The following is a 17,134-nucleotide window of genomic DNA, read 5'->3' as shown; positions in this document are numbered from 1 at the left end:
CTCAGCGCACATTTATCTAGGACCTCATGCTATGGATAAAGGAGCTAAAAAAGATCCGCCCAGAACAACTCCTGTACCGCTTTCGGGCCGCCCGCTTTCGCGGGGCCGGGGGCGAATTGCCAGACGGCTTTCCCAGCTTTTTTTCTTTTCACACCCTTCCATTCCTTTGCCATGACACAGCCATTGCCCGATCCGCGCTCCAGCCTCTCGCACTTCACTGCGCAGGAAGTGCAGCATTACGACAGCCGCATTTACTCTCTTGTGCCTGGCTATGCCGTGCTGCACCACGGTGCCGCGGCCCTGCTGGGGCAGCGGCTGCCTGATGGCGCCCGCGTGCTGGCCCTGGGCGCGGCCACCGTCGCGCCCTTGCTGCCGCTGCACCAGTTGGCGCCGCAGGTGGGCAAATCGTGGCGCTACACCGCCGTGGAGCCGATGCCCGAGATGCTGGCGCTGGCGCGGCAGAAGTGCCTGGCGGCGGGCGTGCCGCAGATCGACTGGCACGGCGGCTTTCTGGACAGCGCCCCGCAAGAGCCGCACGACGCCGCTGTCTGCCACCTGGTCATGCACTTTATTGAAAGCCTGGAGGGCAAGCGCCAGTTGCTCGAAGGCATTGCCCGGCGCCTGAAGCCCGGCGCGCCGCTGCTGCTCAGCGATTTGATTGCCGCCCAGCCTGATGAGCGCGAGGCGCTGATTGAGTGCGTGACGGCCCTGGGCCTGCCCGCCGAGAAGGCGCAAGTCATGCGTTCCCGCCTGCAACAAGACTTTTTTCCGCTCACGCCTGAAGCGTTTGCCGCGCTGGCCGAGAGCTGCGGCTTCACGCCGCCCAGCCTGTTTTTCCGCGTGCCTGATTTCGCTGGCTGGGCGCTGCGGCGGGCATGAAAAGGGGTGCAGGCCCTTGTAGCCACATCGTGAACAAGTTCGGAAAGCTGCTTCCAATCTGATCGCAAGCGGCTTTTCAGCAGCCGCCCGCGCCCGCAGACCCACGTTTTCTTGCTTCTGCTTTGATAGCAGCTAAGCCCCTAAAACCATGAGATGGGGGCGTTTTTGGGGCCTGAAATTTGCTCCTGTTTTTGTAGTTAAACTGGGGCGTTGCCTGCGCTTGCGGCCAGGCTTTGGGCGGTTTTTCAGAAAGGCGGGCCTTGATCGCGTCCGCCCGGCTTGTTGTCGTCTGCAAGCGGTGCGCTGGCGGGCGGGGCGGATGGGGGCGCGGCGCTGCCGGGTTCGCCCATTTCGTTCATTTCGCCGCCCAGTGCCTCGATCAAATCGGGGATGAGGCGTGAGAGTTCGCCCGTGGCCAGGGCCGCGTCGGCATCAAAGCGCTCGTCGCGGTTGTCGCTTTGGCCGTCTTTGTCGAACAGGCCGTCGGCGTAGCGCAGTTTTTTCAGTTGCAGCGCTTGCGTGAGCACAAAGCTCATGCGGCCGGCCCAGCCCAGCGCCAGGCGGGTGGGCAGCTTGCCTTCCTGAATGTGCTGGCGCACTTCGGGCGTTTCCAGCGGGTGGCGGGCAAAGCGCACGACGGCCGGCTCTTCGCCGCTGCCTTTGAGTTCGCATTCGCGCTCGATGCTGAATTCGGGGTGCAGCGCAGCGCCATCTTCGCTGGCCAGCCATGCGGCCATGGCCGCCTGCGGGGCCGTGCGCGTTTGCAGCAGCGCCAGCGCCAGCGCGCCCGGGCCGCCGCCAGCTGTGCGCATGAGGCTGGTGGTGATTTCGTCGGCCCGGCCCTGGCTGCCTGCGTCAATGGCGAGCAGGCGCGCTTGCGGGTCGATCCACACCCAGCAGGCGGCGCGGCGGGCGAAGGCTTGCGGCAGCAGGGCCAGCAGGGCGTCGTCTTTCATGTCGCGCAGCTCTTTTTTGCCGGGCTTGCGGCCTTGCGCGGCTTCGATGCGGGCGGCTTCTTCTTCTACTTTGCGGCGGATGGCGTCCGAAGGCACGGATTTGGTTTCGATGGCAAAGCGCATGAGCCACTGGCCGTCCACGGTTTCCAGCAGCGCGCCGTGCGCGTGGCCGCGCGGGGGCAGCCAGCCGGCGGACTTTTGCTGGGTGGCGCTGCATTCGGCAAAAGGCTCGGCGGCCAGCGCCTGCTCCAGCCGGGCGGCATCGGGCTGCCAGCCGGGCTGGATGCGGTAGAGGATGAGGTTTTTGAACATGAAAAAGTCTGCGAAAGGCGGGGGAACGGGAAGAAAGGCGCGGCGGCTTCAGGGCGGCGCGCGGCGGGACGGGGCTGGAAATGGCGGGGTGCGGCGGCCTATTTGTCCAGCTCTTCCACGCGGCGCGGGGGCATGGTGTCCCATGCCTGGCAGCCGGGGCATTGCCAGAAGTGGGTTTTGGCGGTAAAGCCGCAGGCCGCGCAGCGGTAGCAGGCCAGCGGCCGGGCGGCGCGCTCCACGGCGCGCTGCACGGCGGCGTGCGTTTCGGGCGGGGCGATGGGCGCGCCCGCCAGCCAGCGGGCGGCGGCGTTGAGCGAGGGGGTTTGCTCCAGATGGCGCACGTAAATCTGGCGCGCCTGCTGCTGGCTGGCGTCGCCGGTATCGCTGGTGCCGCTGGCGCGGCAGGCTTGCGCCAGGGCTTCGGCCACATCCAGCGCGGGCGCTTGCGCGTAGCTTTGCTCCAGCAGGGCGCGGGTTTGCGGCAGCGCCTGGCACTGGGCGGCCAGCGCCACCATCTCGCAGGCCACCAGCGGCAGCGCTTGCGGGGCGTGCGCGGGCAGCTCGGCCAGCGCTTGCAGCGCGGCTTGCGGCTGGCCCTGGGCGGCCAGCAGGCGGGCGCGTTCCACGCGGGGGCGGGCAGCGTCGGGCGCGCGCGCTTGCGCCTGCTCCAGCAGGGCGAGTTTTTCGCCCGGCTCTTGCGCGGCGGCGGCTTGCTCGCACAGGTAGTGCGCCAGGTTGTGGGCGAGGTTGCGCGCCAGATCGTGCGTCAGCGGCATCTGGCCCTGGCCTGCCAGCAGCTTTTGCGCCAGCGCGGCGGCGCGCGGCCAGTCATGCCAGCGCTCGCAAATGACCAGTTGGCCCAGCGCGGCCTCTTGCGCGTAAGCGGTGCGCTCCAGATCGGCCCAGGCGGCTTCGGCGCGGTCATACAGGCCCGCTTTCATGAAGTCCAGCGCCAGCTCGTGGCGGGCGCGCTCGCGGTCGTCGCGGGGCAGGTCGGCACGCGAAAGAAGGTGCTCGTGCACGCGAATGGCGCGGTCAAATTCGCCCCGGCGGCGAAAGAGGCTGCCCAGCGCAAAGTGCAGATCGCTGGTTTCGGGGTCTTTCTGCACGGCTTCGATGAAGGCGTCTATGGCCTGATCCTGCTGCTCGTTGAGCAGAAAGTTCAGGCCCTTGAAATAGGCCCGGGGCGCCTGGCTGTTTTCCAGCCGCCACTGCCGCCAGTCAATGCGCGAGGCCCACCAGCCCAGCGCAAACACGAAGGGAAAGCCCAGCAGAACCCAGCTCAGATCGAATTCCATGACGCCTCTCACTCCTGGCGCGCGTTGCCGCCGCCATTGCCGCCGCCTGCCGCCTGCCGCCTGCGCCAGGCGGGCAGCATGCCCGCCACGCCCGCCGCCAGCCCCGCCGCAAAGGCCAGCAGCACGATCAGCGCCATGGGGGCCTGCCAGTACAACCCGAAGGCAAAGCGCAAAACGGCTTCATGCTGGTTGTTGAGCGCAAAGGCGAACAAAAGCAGAAACAGCGCAGCTTTCAGCAGCCATTTGAGCGGCCTCGGAACTTGGGGCATGGGCTAAAGACGGGGCGGGCGGGAAAAAGAGGCGGGATTCTAAAAAGCTGTTCAGAACCTGACCGTGGGCGCAAAAAGCGCAGACGAAAAGCGCGGGCGCATGGCCGCTGGGCCAGCTGCTGATGGCCTCCATCTGCCCGTTGTCATCGAGGGCTGGTGCACTGTTTCCAATTAAAAACAGGAGCAAATTTGAGGGGCAGCATATGCCCTTCAGCGCAATATGCACTAGGACCTCATGCTATGGATAGAAGAGCGAAATAGCGCCGGGCTGCTGCCTGCGTCAGGCTCGTTTCGATCCGCCTTTTGGCGTTCGCTGGCGGGCCGTGGGCTGGCGCCGGGGCTTTGGGGCGCCGCCTCGCCTACCGGGGCATGAGCCGGCGGCCTGTGAGGCGCTCGTGCTCGCTGATGGCGAAGCGGTCGGTCATGCCTGCGATGAAATCGGCCACGGCGCGCTCGCGTTCCGCGCGGGCGGCGAAGCTGGCGGGCATCTGCGCGGGGTCGGCGCAGTAGGCGGCAAACAGCTCCCGCACGATCTGGCGGGCGGCCTGCATGGTTGCTTCCACTTGCGGGTGGCGGTAGAGGTTGGCGAAGAGAAAGCGTTTGAGCGCGCTGGATTGCGCGCGCATGTCGCTGCCAAAGCGCACCAGCGGCGCGGGGGCGGCGCGCGCGGCGTCGGCGCTGGCTGGGGCGGCTTCGGCCAGGGCGGCGCGGGTGTGGCGGATCACGTCGTATACCTGCTCGCTGAGCATGCGGCGAATGGTTTCGTAGAGCAGGCGGCGGCCTTGCAGCCTGGGGTGTTCGGCCAGCGCCTGGGCGTGAAAGCGGGCCGCCAGCGGCTCGGCGGCCACCTGTTCCAGCGTGAGCAGGCCGGAGCGCACGCCGTCGTCCAGGTCATGCGCGTTGTAGGCGATTTCGTCGGCCAGGTTGGTCAGCTGCGCTTCCAGCGAGGGCTGCGTGCCGTCCAGAAAGCGGCGGGCCACGCCGCCCGGCTCGGCCTGTTCGATGCGGCGGGCGTTGGATGGCGAGCAGTGCTTGAGGATGCCTTCGCGGGTTTCAAAGCAGAGGTTCAGGCCGTCGTAATCGGGATAGCGCTGCTCCAGCACATCGACCACGCGCAGGCTTTGCAGGTTGTGCTCAAAGCCGCCGTGCGCGGCCATGCAGGCGTTGAGCGCGTCTTGCCCGGCGTGGCCAAAAGGGGTGTGGCCCAGATCGTGCGCGAGGGCGATGGCTTCCGCCAGGTCTTCTTCCAGATTCAGCGCGCGGGCGATGGCGCGGGCCAGCTGCGCCACTTCCAGGCTGTGCGTGAGGCGCGTGCGGAACATGTCGCCTTCGTGGTTCACGAACACCTGCGTTTTGTAAACCAGCCGCCGGAAGGCCGAGGAGTGAACGATGCGGTCGCGGTCGCGCTGGAACTCGCTGCGCGTGGGCGCGGGCGGCTGCGGGTAGCGCCTGCCGCGCGAGAGGCCGGGGCGGCTGGCCCAGGGGGCGAGAGATGAAGTCATGGCAAAGCGGAAAAAGGCCGGGGGCGGGAAGGCCGGCGGCGCGGGCATTGTGGCGCACGCCTTGGCGGACTTTGCCGTTTTCCAATCAGAAAAAGGAGCAAATATACAGGCGTAAAAATGGCTCCTGCGCTGATTTCACTAGGACATCACGCTATGGATACAGGAGCGAATTTCAGGCTTTGCTGCCAGGTCTGCATCCGCCGGACGGCCTGAAAACACCTGAATACAAATACAGCCAAACCATTGATTCCTTTGAAAGAGTTTGTAGCTCCCATCGGCGGAAAAAGGCTTTCCTTGCTACATTCCCGGCCTTGCAAAAAAGTGGGTTGAAAGGGTCAAAAAGCAGTCAGCAAGTGGTGTTCTGACTGGATTTCGGGCCTTTTGAAAGGGTGCGCGTTGTTCCAGGGGCCGTCGTCCATCGTTCTTGATGCCAAAGGGAGGCTTTCCATGCCGACCCGGCATCGTGACGCCCTGCGCGAGTGCTGCGGCAGCCAGCTCACGCTCACGCGCCACCCGGAAGGCTGCCTGCTGCTGTTTCCCCGGCCCGAGTGGGAGAAGTTCCGCGAGCGCGTGGCGGCGCTGCCCATGTCGGCGCAGTGGTGGAAGCGCATTTATCTGGGCCATGCCGTGGATGTGGAGATGGACGGCGCGGGCCGCGTGCTGATTGCGCCGGAGCTGCGCGAGGCGGCGGGCATTTCGCGCGAGGCCATCTTGCTGGGCATGCTCAGCCATCTGGAGCTGTGGGACCGGGCCACTTACCGTGCCAAAGAGGCGCAGAGCATGCAGGCGCCCATGCCCGATGCGCTGGCGGACATCTGCTTGTGAGGGCGCTGGCGTGCAGGCTTGGACACACACCACGGTTTTGCTGGCGGAGGCGGTGGACGCGCTCGTCACCCGTCCCGCAGGCTGCTATGTGGACGCCACTTTTGGCCGGGGCGGGCACAGCCGCGCCATTCTGGAGCGCCTGGGGCCTGCCGGGCGGCTGATTGCTTTTGACAAAGACCCGGAGGCGATGGACGAGGCCGCGCGCATGGGCGACGCGCGCTTTGAATGCCGCCACGCGAGCTTTACGGCGCTGGGCGCGCTGGCGCCCGCCAGCGTGGACGGGGTGCTGATGGATTTGGGCGTGAGTTCCCCGCAGATTGACAACCCGGCGCGCGGCTTTTCCTTGCGCGCCGATGGCCCGCTGGACATGCGCATGGACCCCACGCGCGGCACAAGCGCCGCCCAGTGGCTGGCCGAAGCGGCGGAAGAAGACATCGCCCGCGTGATCCGCGACTTTGGCGAGGAGCGCTTTGCCCGCGCCATTGCCCGCGCCATCGCCGCGCGCCGCCAGCAAAAGCCGCTGACGGGCACGGCGGAGCTGGCGCAGCTGGTGGCCGGCGCGGTGAAAACGCGCGAGCCGGGCCAGCACCCGGCCACGCGCACTTTTCAGGCGCTGCGTATCTTCATCAATGGCGAGCTGGACGATCTGGCCGCCGCCTTGCGGGCCAGCCTGGGCGTGCTGGCCGAAGGCGGGCGGCTGGCCGTCATCAGCTTTCACTCGCTGGAAGACCGCATCGTCAAGCAGTTCATGGCCCGCCACTCGCGTGAAGTGGTGGACCGCCGCGCGCCGTTTGCCGCGCCGCAGGCGCTGCCCTTGCGCCTGCTGGGCCGCACGCGCCCCGGCGAGCGCGAGGTGGCGGCCAATCCGCGCGCGCGCAGCGCCATCTTGCGCGTGGCCGAGCGCACGGCCGCGCCCTGGAGCGGGGAGGCGGCATGAACAAACTGGCTTTTTGCCTGCTGGTGGCCGTGGTGATGAGCGCGCTGCACATGGTGCGCGTGCAGCACGAGGCGCGCCGCCTGTTTGCCGAGCTGGATGTGGCCATGGCCGAAGAGCGCCGCCTGGATTCGGAGCGGGCGCGGCTGGAAGTGCAAAAGCGCGCGCTGGCCACTTCCCTGCGCGTGGAGGAGGTGGCCATGCAGCGGCTGGGCATGCGTCTGGCCACGCCATCCATCACGGAGCGCGTGAAGCTCAAGGCTGCGCCCGCAGCGGCGCAAAGCGGGGAGGCGCCGTGAACGACATCCGCTACGCCCAAAGCCCGCTGCTGGACATGAAAACGCCCGTGTGGCGCAGCCGCTTCATCATGGCCGGCCTGGCCCTGGTCTTTCTGGGGCTGGTCGGGCGCGCCATTCATGTGCAGGTGCTGAGCAAGGAATTTCTCCAGCAAAAAGGCGAGGTGCACTTGGTCACCACGATGAGCCTGCCCGCCACGCGCGGGCGCATTCTGGACCGCAATGGGCAAATTCTGGCCTCTTCCATCGTGACCGTGAGCGTGGCGGTGCGCCCGCGCCAGGTGCGCGAGGAAGACGGCATCAAGCGCGCGCAGCTGGCAAAAATTCTGGACGTGCCGCAGGCCGAGCTGGACCGCAAGCTCGACGACGTGAGCAAGAACTTCGTCTGGCTGAAGCGCTATCTGGACGCCTCGGTGGCCGCCGAAGTGGCCGCGCTCAAGATGAAGGGGCTGGAAGTGCAGCGCGACTTCTTCCGCAAATACCCCGAAGGCGCTGCCGCCGCCCACGTGGTGGGGTTTGCAGGAGACAGCAATGTGGGGCTGGAAGGCGCCGAGCGCCTGTATGAAAAGGAGCTGGCGGGCCGTCCCGGCTCGCGCCGCGTCATCCGTGACCAGCTGGGCCACGTGATCGAGGTGGTGGGCGAAGAAGAGCCGCCGGTGGACGGGCAGGATGTGTATCTGTCCATTGACGCGCGCATCCAGGCCTACGCCTACCGCAAGCTGCGCGATGCCGTCATGCAGCACAAGGCGCGCGCCGGCAGCGTGGTGGCGCTGGATGCGCTGACGGGCGAAATCATCGCCATGGTCAATTACCCCAGCTACGAGCCGGAAGAGTGGCCGAACCGCGAGAAGTGGAAAAAGGCCGGGCAGGAGCGCTTTCGCAACATGGCGCTGGCCGAAGCGTTCGAGCCTGGCTCCAGCATGAAGCCCGTGACGGTGGCCATGGCGCTGGACGCCGGGCAAGTGACGCCGCAGACGCTCATCAACACCGCGCCCGGCTACTACCAGCTGGACCGCTTCACCATCCGCGACGTGCACAACTACGGCACGCTCACGGTGGAAGGCGTGATCAAGAAGTCCAGCAACGTCGGCTCGCTCAAGATCTCGCAAAAGCTCCAGCCCCAGCAAATGTGGGACAGCTACACCGCGCTGGGCTTCGGCCAGCGGCCCGAAATCGGCCTCAAGGGCGCGGCGCTGGGCCGCTTGCGCCCCTGGAAGCAGTGGCGGCCCACGGAAAAGGCCACCATGTCTTACGGCTACGGCCTCTCGGCCTCCCTGGTGCAGCTGGCGCGCGCCTATTCGGCCTTTGCCGGAGACGGGCATGTCACGCGCCTGCGCCTGAACCGCGTGGACGAAAACCACCCGCTGGAGCAGGGCGCGCGGGTGTTCACCGCCAAGACGGCCGGCGCCATCCGCAAGATGCTGCAAATGGCCACCGGCCCCGGCGGCACGGGGCAGCAGGCGCAGACCGACAGCTACTCCGTGGGCGGCAAATCCGGCACGGCCCGCAAGCTGGTGGGCCGCTCTTATGGCGATGGCAAATACCGCTCGTGGTTCGTGGGCATGGCGCCCATCAGCGACCCGAAGCTGGTCATCGTCGTGATGATTGACGAGCCAAGCAGCGGCGGCTACTACGGCGGCCTGGTGGCCGCGCCCCTGTTCAGCCTGGTCACCGAGCAGGCGCTGCGCACGCTGGGCGTGCAGCCCGACCTGAAAGTCAAGCCGCAAATCGTGAGCGACGCGGCAGAGGAGTCCATGTGATGCCCCTGGCTGACGCCCCCATTGCGCACTTGCGCACGCCCGAAGAAGCCGCCCAGTGGCTGCGCCAGCGCGTGCGCGGCCAGCTGCGCACCGACAGCCGCCAGGTGCAGGCAGGAGACGGCTTCATCGCCTGGCCCGGCGCAGCGGCCGACGGGCGGCGCTTCTTGACCGCCGCGCTGGCGCAAGGCGCTGCGGCCTGCCTGATGGAGCCGCCCGCCTCGCCCGAAGAAGCGCAGGCCGCGCTGGCCGGCCTGCCCGCTGGCGCGCCCGTGGCCTGCCTGCCCGGCCTGAAAGCGCAGGCCGGCCGGGTGGCCGCCGCGTTCTACGGCCACCCTTCGCAGCGCATGCCCGTCATCGCCATCACGGGCACCAATGGCAAAACCTCCAGCGCCTGGTGGCTGGCGGCGGCGCTCTCGCATCCCGGTTTGCCATCAGATCAGGAGCTGCCCGCGCTGAATCCATGCGGCTTTGCGGGCACTTTGGGCATGGGCCTGCCGGGCCGCTTGCAGGCCACGGGCCTGACCACGCCCGACCCCGTGCAGCTGCAAGCCGGGCTGCGCCGCATGCTGGACGAAGGCGCGCGCTCGTGCGCGATGGAGGCCTCTTCCATCGGCCTGGCCGAGCGCCGCATGGCCGGGCTGGTCGTGCGCGTGGCCGTGTTCACCAATTTCACGCAAGACCATCTGGACTGGCACGGCAGCATGCAGGCTTACTGGCAGGCCAAGGCCGCGCTGTTTGCCTGGCCCGGCCTGCAAGCGGCCGTCATCAACCTGGACGACCCGCAAGGCCTCGCGCTGGCCGAAGCCACCGGCCAGCGCGGCGTGGACGTGTGGGGCTGCGCGCTGTGCCAGGGCGGCGCGGCGCCCGCCGCAGGCGCGCGCCTGTGGGCCAGCGGGCTGGAGCAGCGCCCGCAAGGGCTGGCCTTCACCGTGCATGAAGCAGGCGGCGCGGCCCACGCGCTGCAAACAGACTTGGTGGGCGCCTACAACGTCAGCAATGTGCTGGGCGTGATGGCCGCCATGCGCGCGCTGGGCGTGCCGCTGGCCGCCGCCGCGCGTGCGTGCAGCCGCCTGCCCGCCGTGCCGGGCCGCATGGAGCAGATTGCCGCGGCCGGCCAGCCGCTGGCCGTGGTGGACTACGCCCACACGCCCGACGCGCTGGAAAAAGCCCTGCAAGCCTTGCGCCCGCTGGCGGCAGCGCGCGGCGGGCGGCTCTGGGCCGTGTTCGGCTGCGGCGGCAACCGCGACAAGGGCAAGCGCCCGCTGATGGGCGCGGCCGCCGCGCGGCTGGCCGATGAAGTGCTCGTCACCAGCGACAACCCGCGCGATGAAGACCCGCAAGCCATCATGGCCGACGTGCTGCGCGGCCTGCCGCCCGGCAGCCAGCCGCGCGCCGAGCCGGACCGCGCCCGCGCCATCGCCCTGGCCTTGCAGGCGGCCCAGCCGGCGGACGTGGTGCTGATCGCTGGCAAGGGCCATGAGGACTATCAGGAAATCAAGGGCGAGCGCCGCCCCTTCTCGGATCAGGCCGAAGCCCGCCGCGCCTTGGCCCAAAACAGAGCCAAAACCGGCGCAGGTCCTTTAAATACGGGGACTTCCAGCTATCAAAGCAATAGCAAACCAGCCTCTGGCAACGACCCGGCGGCGCAAGGCATGGGCCTGACGCTGGGCGAAGTGGCGCAATGGGTGGAAGGCGCGCAGCTGGCAGGCGATGCGGCCACGCCCGTGGCCCGCGTGCACACCGACACGCGCACGCTCGCGCCGGGCGACTTGTTCGTGGCGCTGCGCGGCGAGCGATTCGACGCCGCCGACTTTCTGCCCGAAGCCGCGCGCAAAGGCGCGGCCTGCGCGCTGGTGGATGCCGCCAGCTGGCCGCAGCTGCAAGCCAGCGGTCTGCCCGGCCTGGCCGCGCCCGATGCCCGCCGCGCGCTGGGGCAAATGGCCGCTGGCTGGCGCCGCCGCTGCTTTGCCGGGCCGCTGGTGGCCGTGACGGGCAGCAACGGCAAAACCACTGTCACGCAAATGCTGGCCGCCATCTTCCGCGCCTGGCACGGCAGCGCCGCGCTGGCCACGCAAGGCAACCTGAACAACGACGTGGGCGTGCCGCTGACCCTGCTGCGCCTGCGCCCCGCACACCGCGTGGCCGTGGTGGAGCTGGGCATGAACCACCCCGGCGAAATCGCCGTGCTGGCCCGCATGGCCGCGCCTGCCGTGGCGCTGGTGAACAACGCGCAGCGCGAGCATCAGGAATTCATGCCGGGCGTGGAAGCCGTGGCGCGGGAAAACGGCAGTGTCTTTGGCTGCCTGCAAGCAGGCGGCACGGCCATTTTTCCGGCGGGCGATGCCCATGAAAAGCTGTGGACATCGCTTGCGGGGCCGCACCGCCTGCTCACATTTGGAGAGCAGGCCGCAGGCGCGGGCGTGTTCGCGCGCGAGGCGCTCTGGCAAGGCGAAAGCTGGCGCGCCAGTGCCGTCACGCCCGTGGGCGAAGTGGCTTTCAGCCTGCACGCCGCAGGCCGCCACAACCTGCTCAATGCGCTGGCCGCGCTGGCCTGCGCCGTGGCGGCGGGCGCGCCGGTTGAGGCGATGGTGGCAGGGCTGACAGCCTTTCGCCCCGTGGCGGGCCGCTCGCGCGCGGCGCTGCTGCACGTGGCAGGCCGCGCCGTCACGCTGATTGACGACACCTACAACGCCAACCCCGATTCCGTGCTGGCGCTCATTGACGTGCTGGCGGGCATGCCCGCCCCGCGCGTGCTGGCGCTGGGCGACATGGGCGAGGTGGGCCGCCAGGGCGCGGCTTTTCATGCCGAAGCGGGCGCGTATGCCCGCAGCCGGGGCGTCACGCATTTGCTGGCGCTGGGCGGGCTGACGCCGCACGCCGTGCGGGCCTTTGGCGCGGGCGGCCGTCATTTTGAAAACATGGATGCCCTGCAAGCGGCGGCGCTGGCGCTGCTGCCGCAAGCGGGCTGCATCGCCGTCAAGGGCTCGCGCTTCATGCAGATGGAGCGGCTCGTGCGGACACTGGAACGACAAGGAGCAAGCGGTGCTGCTTAATCTGGCCGCGTGGCTGCAAGGCGTGATGCCCGAGTGGGGTTTCCTGCGCATCTTTCAGTACATCACCTTCCGCGCCGTCATGGCCGCCATGACGGCGCTGCTGATCGGCATTGCCTTTGGCCCCTGGGTCATCCGCCGCCTGACGGAGCTGAAGATCGGCCAGCCCGTGCGCGCTTACGCCATGCAGACGCACCTGGCCAAAAACGGCACGCCCACGATGGGCGGCGTGCTGGTGCTGCTGGCCATTGCGGTGGCCACGCTGCTGTGGTTTGACCTCTCCAACCGCTTCGTGTGGATCGTGCTGCTGGTGACTTTTGGCTTTGGCGCCATCGGCTGGGTGGACGACTGGCGCAAGGTGGTGCGCAAAGACCCGGAGGGCATGCGCTCGCGCGAGAAATTCATGTGGCAGACGCTGGTGGGCCTGCTGGCCGTGCTGCTGCTGGCCTTCAGCCTGCTGGGCAATTCCACGCAGGAAGCCTGGGCGCTGTTCACGCAATGGGTGGCGGCGGGCCTGCCGCTGGATTTCGCGCCCGAAAACGCCGCGCGGCTGACGCTGCTGGTGCCGTTTTTCAAGGAAATCGGCTACCCGGCGGGCGTGCTGGGTTTTGTGGCGCTGAGCTTTTGCGTCATCGTCGGCTCCAGCAACGCCGTGAACTTCACCGACGGGCTGGACGGGCTGGCCATCATGCCGGTCATCATGGTCGGCTCCTCGCTGGGCATCTTCGCCTACGTGAGCGGCAGCGCGGTGTTCTCGAAATACCTGCTGTTTCCCTTTATTCCCGGCGCGGGAGAAGTGCTGGTGTTTTGCGCCGCCATGATGGGCGCGGGCCTGGCTTTTTTGTGGTTCAACGCGCCGCCGGCGCGCGTGTTCATGGGCGATGTGGGCGCGCTGGCGCTGGGCGGCGCGCTGGGCGCGGTGGCCGTGGTGGTGCGCCAGGAAATCGTGCTGGCCATCATGGGCGGCGTGTTCGTGGCCGAGGTGCTGTCGGTCGTCGCGCAAGTGGCCTATTTCAAATACACCAAACGCCGCTACGGCGAAGGCCGGCGGCTGCTGAAGATGGCGCCGCTGCACCATCACTTTGAAAAACAGGGCTGGGCCGAAACGCAAGTGGTCATCCGCTTCTGGATCATCACCATGCTGCTGTGCATGGCCGGGCTGGCAACGCTGAAGCTGAGGTAGGGCGATGGGCGCACACGTGCTGATTCTGGGTCTGGGCCTTTCGGGGCTGGCGATGGCGCGCTGGCGCTTGCGCCAGGGCGACCAGGTGACGGTGGCCGACACGCGCGAGGCCCCGCCGCAGCGCGCCAGCCTGCCTGAAGGCGTGCGCTTTGCGGGCGGCGCACTGACCGCCAGCCTGGTGGATGAAACCGTGACTTGCGTGCTGCGCAGCCCCGGCCTGGCCCCGGCCCAGTTGCAGCCCGTGCTGGACGAAGCGGCGCGGCGCGGCGTGGCCGTATCGGGCGAGCTGGACTTGTTCAGCCAGGCGCTGGCCGACCTGAAGGCGCAGCGCGGCTACGCGCCCGCCGTCATCGCCATCACGGGCACCAATGGCAAGACCACCGTGACGGCGCTCACGGGCCAGCTCGCAGAGCGCGCGGGCAAAACAGTGGCCGTGGCCGGCAACATCGGCCCCACGCTGCTGGACACGCTCACCGAAAGGCTGCAAGCCGATGCCCTGCCTGATGTCTGGGTGCTGGAGCTGTCCAGCTTTCAGCTGGACGCCGCGCATGCCTTCGAGCCGGCGGCGGCCACCGTGCTCAACGTCACGCAAGACCATCTGGACTGGCACGGCAGCATGCAGGCTTACGCGGCGGCCAAGGCGCGCGTGTTTGGCGCAGCTGGCGCGATGGTGCTCAACCGCGATGACGAATGGGTGGCCGCCATGCGCCCCGCGCCCGTGGCAGTGAAAACAGCCAAAGGATCGACCAAAGGAGCGCCCCGGCCCGCGCCGCGCACGGTCATCACTTTTGGCAGCGGCCTGCCCGCGCAGCCAGGCGATTACGGGCTGGAAACGGTTCATGGCATGACCTGGCTGGTGCGCGCGCACGATGCCGAAGGCCCAAAGGGCGCGGACGATGCGCTGCACTTGCAGCGCCTCATGCCCGCAGACGCCCTGCGCATTCAGGGCCGCCACAACGCGCTCAACGCGCTGGCGGCGCTGGCGCTGGCGCACGCGGCGGGCTGCCCGCTGGCGCCCATGCTCTACGGCCTGCGCGAATACCGGGGCGAGCCGCACCGCGTGCAATCCATAGGCCGCTTTGCCGGGGTCGAATACTTTGACGACAGCAAAGGCACGAACGTGGGCGCCACCGTGGCGGCCCTGCAAGGCCTGGGGGCCGGCCGCAAGCTGGCTGTCATTCTGGGCGGGCTGGGCAAGGGGCAGGATTTTTCGCCGCTGGCCGCGCCCGTGGCGCGCTGCGCCCGCGCGGTGGTGCTGATCGGGCGCGATGCGCCGCAAATCCGCCAGGCGCTGGCTGACACTGGCGTCAGCCTGCACGAGGCCGCCAGCATGGACGAGGCCGTGGCCCTGTGCCGCCGCGCCGCGCAGCCGGGCGACGCCGTGCTGCTCTCGCCCGCCTGCGCCAGCATGGACATGTTCCGCGACTACGCGCACCGCGCCGAAGCCTTCGCGCAAGCCGTGCAGGCGCAGGCCGCCGAAGCGGGCGCGCTGCTGGAGGCCGCGCCGTGAGGCAGTTGTTCGCATCCCTGTTTGGCGCGGGCTGGGCCGCGCGCCCGGCCCGCGCGGCGGTGGACGATTTGCCCGTGCGCATTGGCGGCGCGCAATACGTGCGCGTGGCCAGCACGCCCACGCGCGTGCCGGAGATGGATCAGGCGCTGATCTGGGTGGCCGCGTGCCTGCTCGCGCTGGGGCTGGTCATGGTGTTTTCGGCCACCATCGCGCTGCCCGACAGCCCGCGCTTTGCGCACCTGTCGCCCTACAACTTCCTGCTGGGGCAGCTCAAGTGGATGGTCATCGGCCTGATTGCCGCCGCGCTGGCCTTTCAGGTGCCCATGCTGTGGTGGGAGCGGTATTCATCCTGGATTTTCGTGGTCATGCTGGCGCTGCTGATCGCCGTGCTGCTGCCGGGCGTGGGCGTGGTCTACAACAACGCGCGGCGCTGGATCAACTTCGGCGTGTTCACTTTCCAGCCGGCGGAGCTGCTGAAAGTCGTCACGCCGCTTTACGTGGCGGGCTACATGGTGCGGCGCATTGAGAGCGGCGACGGCTTCGTGCGCACGGTGTTTCCGCTGGTGGGCATTGTGGGCCTGCTGGGCATCTTGCTGATGAAGCAGCCCGACATGGGCACTTTCATCGTGATCGCCATCATCGCGTTGGGCATTTTGTGGCTGGGCGGGGTGAACTGGCGCATCTTCCTGATCGTGCTGGCGCTCACGGCGGCGGTGATGGCGCTCATCCTGTACTTCTCGGACATGCGGCGCGCCCGCATGCTGGCCTTCATGAACCCCTGGGATCCGGAAATCGCCCGCAACAAGGGCTACCAGCTCACGCAGGCGCTCATCGCGCTGGGGCGCGGCGAGCTGTGGGGCGTGGGGCTGGGCGCGAGCGTGGAAAAGCTGCACTGGCTGCCCGAGCCGTACACCGACTTTCTGCTGGCCGTCATCGGCGAAGAGCTGGGCCTGGCGGGCGTGGTGTGCGTGACGCTGGCCTTTATGTGGCTGACGCGCCGCATCCTTCTCATCGGGCGGCAGGCCATCGCCATTGACCGCGTGTATTCGGGGCTGGTGGCGCAGGGCATCGGCCTGTGGCTGGGCTTTCAGGCATTCATTCACATCGGCGTGAATCTGGGCGCGCTGCCCACCAAGGGGCTGACGCTGCCGCTCATGAGCTACGGCGGCTCGGCGCTGGTGGTCAATCTGGTGGCGCTGGCCATCGTGCTGCGCGTGGACGCGGAAAACCGCCAGCTGATGTACGGCTATGGAGCGCGCGCATGAGCCAGGCAAACCAGACAAGCCAGAACCCGCCGCCTTGCGCCCTGATGATGGCCGGGGGCACCGGCGGCCACATCTTTCCCGGCCTGGCCGTGGCCGAAGAGCTGCGCGCGCGCGGCTGGCGCGTGCACTGGCTGGGCACGCCCGGCAGCATGGAAGAGCAGCTGGCGCCGCCGCGCGGCTTTGCCTTTGAGGCCATTGAATTTGGCGGCGTGCGCGGCAAGGGCTGGCGCGCGCTGCTGGCGCTGCCCTGGCGGCTGTGGCGCGCTTTGCGCCAGGCGCGCGCCGTGGTGCGCCGCGTGCGGCCCGACGTGCTGATTGGCATGGGCGGCTACGTGACCGTGCCGGGCGCGCTGGCAGGCGCCTTGTGCGGCAAGCCGCTGGTGCTGCACGAGCAGAACTCGGTGGCGGGCCTGTCCAACCGGCTGCTGGCGCGGCTGGCGCGGCGCGTGTTCACCGCCTTTCCGGGCACGCTGCCGCGCGGCGAATGGGTGGGCAACCCGTTGCGATCGGCCTTTTTGCAGGTGCCGCCGCCTGCCGAACGCTTTGCGGGCCGCAGCGGCCCGCTGCGCCTGCTGGTGGTAGGCGGCAGCCTGGGCGCGAAGGCGCTCAATGACATCGTGCCGCAGGCGCTGGCCCTGTTGCCTGAAGGCGAGCGCCCGCAGGTGCTGCACCAAAGCGGCGCCAAGCAGATTGATGCGCTCAAGGCCGCCTACGCCGCCGCTGGCGTGCAGGCCGAAACCGTGCCCTTCATTGACGACATGGCGCAGGCGTTTGCCGATGCCGACTGGGTGATTTGCCGCGCGGGCGCGGCCACGGTGACGGAGCTGGCCGCCGTGGGCGCGGCCGCGCTGTTCGTGCCTTTTCCCTACGCCGTGGACGACCACCAGAGCGCCAACGCGCGCTTTCTGACCGATGCCGGCGCGGGCCAGCTGATTCAGCAGGCCGATCTCACGCCGCAAAAGCTCGCGCGCCTGCTGGGCAGCGCCAGCCGCAGTGCGCTGCTCAAGCAAGCGCAGGCGGCCCGGGAAAAACAGAAAACCGGTGCGGCGCAGGCCGTGGCCGACGCCTGCCAGGAGCTGTGCCAGCCATGAACGC

Annotated in this window: 15 protein-coding genes; 11 read left to right on the top strand and 4 right to left on the bottom strand. The window is 68.6% G+C overall.

The window, feature by feature from the left end; genetic code table 11:
* Positions 1 to 171 precede the first annotated feature (171 nt).
* The gene (locus C1720_RS07750; protein WP_102283802.1) at positions 172 to 879 is read left to right on the top strand and encodes a class I SAM-dependent methyltransferase; all 708 of its coding nucleotides are present in this window, start codon (positions 172 to 174) and stop codon (positions 877 to 879) included.
* 245 nt (positions 880 to 1,124) lie between these two features.
* Here the strand turns inward: C1720_RS07750 and C1720_RS07745 are convergent, their stop codons facing one another.
* From C1720_RS07745 to C1720_RS07730, 4 genes are all read right to left on the bottom strand, one after another.
* Entirely contained in the window at positions 1,125 to 2,147 is a 1,023-nt protein-coding gene (locus C1720_RS07745) for a recombination-associated protein RdgC (protein WP_102283801.1), read from the bottom strand.
* Positions 2,148 to 2,245: 98 nt separating this feature from the next.
* The gene (locus C1720_RS07740) at positions 2,246 to 3,445 is read right to left on the bottom strand and encodes a lipopolysaccharide assembly protein LapB (RefSeq protein ID WP_102283800.1); all 1,200 of its coding nucleotides are present in this window, start codon (positions 3,443 to 3,445) and stop codon (positions 2,246 to 2,248) included.
* An 8-nt stretch (positions 3,446 to 3,453) separates the two neighbouring features.
* Positions 3,454 to 3,714, bottom strand: coding sequence for a lipopolysaccharide assembly protein LapA domain-containing protein (locus C1720_RS07735; RefSeq protein WP_102283799.1), 261 nt, complete (start codon positions 3,712 to 3,714; stop codon positions 3,454 to 3,456).
* A gap of 359 nt (positions 3,715 to 4,073) precedes the next feature.
* Complete coding sequence (locus C1720_RS07730; protein ID WP_199170975.1) at positions 4,074 to 5,264, bottom strand: deoxyguanosinetriphosphate triphosphohydrolase; 1,191 nt, start codon at positions 5,262 to 5,264, stop codon at positions 4,074 to 4,076.
* Between C1720_RS07730 and C1720_RS12945 the strand changes: the two genes are divergently transcribed.
* The 10 genes from C1720_RS12945 to murG are packed head-to-tail and all read left to right on the top strand — an operon-like array spanning position 5,207 to position 17,130.
* Positions 5,207 to 5,581 (top strand): hypothetical protein, encoded by a 375-nt coding sequence (locus C1720_RS12945; protein WP_146006914.1) that lies wholly within the window; start codon positions 5,207 to 5,209, stop codon positions 5,579 to 5,581. The genes C1720_RS07730 and C1720_RS12945 overlap by 58 nt on opposite strands.
* Positions 5,582 to 5,612: 31 nt before the next feature.
* Positions 5,613 to 6,041, top strand: coding sequence for a division/cell wall cluster transcriptional repressor MraZ (gene mraZ / locus C1720_RS07725; RefSeq protein ID WP_050714887.1), 429 nt, complete (start codon positions 5,613 to 5,615; stop codon positions 6,039 to 6,041).
* Positions 6,016 to 6,978 carry a 16S rRNA (cytosine(1402)-N(4))-methyltransferase RsmH gene (rsmH, locus tag C1720_RS07720; RefSeq protein WP_102283798.1) on the top strand — a complete coding sequence of 321 codons (963 nt, stop codon included), beginning with the start codon at positions 6,016 to 6,018 and terminating at the stop codon, positions 6,976 to 6,978. Before mraZ ends, rsmH begins: the two co-directional genes overlap by 26 nt.
* On the top strand, positions 6,975 to 7,274 hold the full coding sequence (gene ftsL / locus C1720_RS07715; RefSeq protein WP_050714889.1) for a cell division protein FtsL: 300 nt from the start codon (positions 6,975 to 6,977) through the stop codon (positions 7,272 to 7,274). Before rsmH ends, ftsL begins: the two co-directional genes overlap by 4 nt.
* A 35-nt stretch (positions 7,275 to 7,309) precedes the next feature.
* Entirely contained in the window at positions 7,310 to 9,031 is a 1,722-nt protein-coding gene (locus C1720_RS07710) for a peptidoglycan D,D-transpeptidase FtsI family protein (RefSeq protein ID WP_102284578.1), read from the top strand.
* On the top strand, positions 9,031 to 12,084 hold the full coding sequence (gene murF, locus C1720_RS07705) for a bifunctional UDP-N-acetylmuramoyl-L-alanyl-D-glutamate--2,6-diaminopimelate ligase MurE/UDP-N-acetylmuramoyl-tripeptide--D-alanyl-D-alanine ligase MurF (RefSeq protein WP_102283797.1): 3,054 nt from the start codon (positions 9,031 to 9,033) through the stop codon (positions 12,082 to 12,084). Before C1720_RS07710 ends, murF begins: the two co-directional genes overlap by 1 nt.
* Entirely contained in the window at positions 12,074 to 13,264 is a 1,191-nt protein-coding gene (gene mraY / locus C1720_RS07700) for a phospho-N-acetylmuramoyl-pentapeptide-transferase (RefSeq protein WP_102283796.1), read from the top strand. The genes murF and mraY overlap by 11 nt, the downstream gene beginning before the upstream one ends.
* A 4-nt stretch (positions 13,265 to 13,268) precedes the next feature.
* Complete coding sequence (gene murD, locus C1720_RS07695; RefSeq protein ID WP_102283795.1) at positions 13,269 to 14,774, top strand: UDP-N-acetylmuramoyl-L-alanine--D-glutamate ligase; 1,506 nt, start codon at positions 13,269 to 13,271, stop codon at positions 14,772 to 14,774.
* Positions 14,771 to 16,039 (top strand): putative lipid II flippase FtsW, encoded by a 1,269-nt coding sequence (gene ftsW / locus C1720_RS07690; RefSeq protein WP_102283794.1) that lies wholly within the window; start codon positions 14,771 to 14,773, stop codon positions 16,037 to 16,039. The genes murD and ftsW overlap by 4 nt, the downstream gene beginning before the upstream one ends.
* Positions 16,036 to 17,130, top strand: coding sequence for an undecaprenyldiphospho-muramoylpentapeptide beta-N-acetylglucosaminyltransferase (gene murG / locus C1720_RS07685; protein ID WP_102283793.1), 1,095 nt, complete (start codon positions 16,036 to 16,038; stop codon positions 17,128 to 17,130). Before ftsW ends, murG begins: the two co-directional genes overlap by 4 nt.
* Positions 17,131 to 17,134 lie beyond the last annotated feature (4 nt).

Origin of the sequence: Ottowia massiliensis, assembly GCF_900240305.1 — a bacterium.
Lineage (GTDB): Bacteria > Pseudomonadota > Gammaproteobacteria > Burkholderiales > Burkholderiaceae_C > Ottowia > Ottowia massiliensis.
Note: the sequence above shows the minus strand (reverse complement) of the source record. Positions and strands in the feature narration are given on the sequence as shown.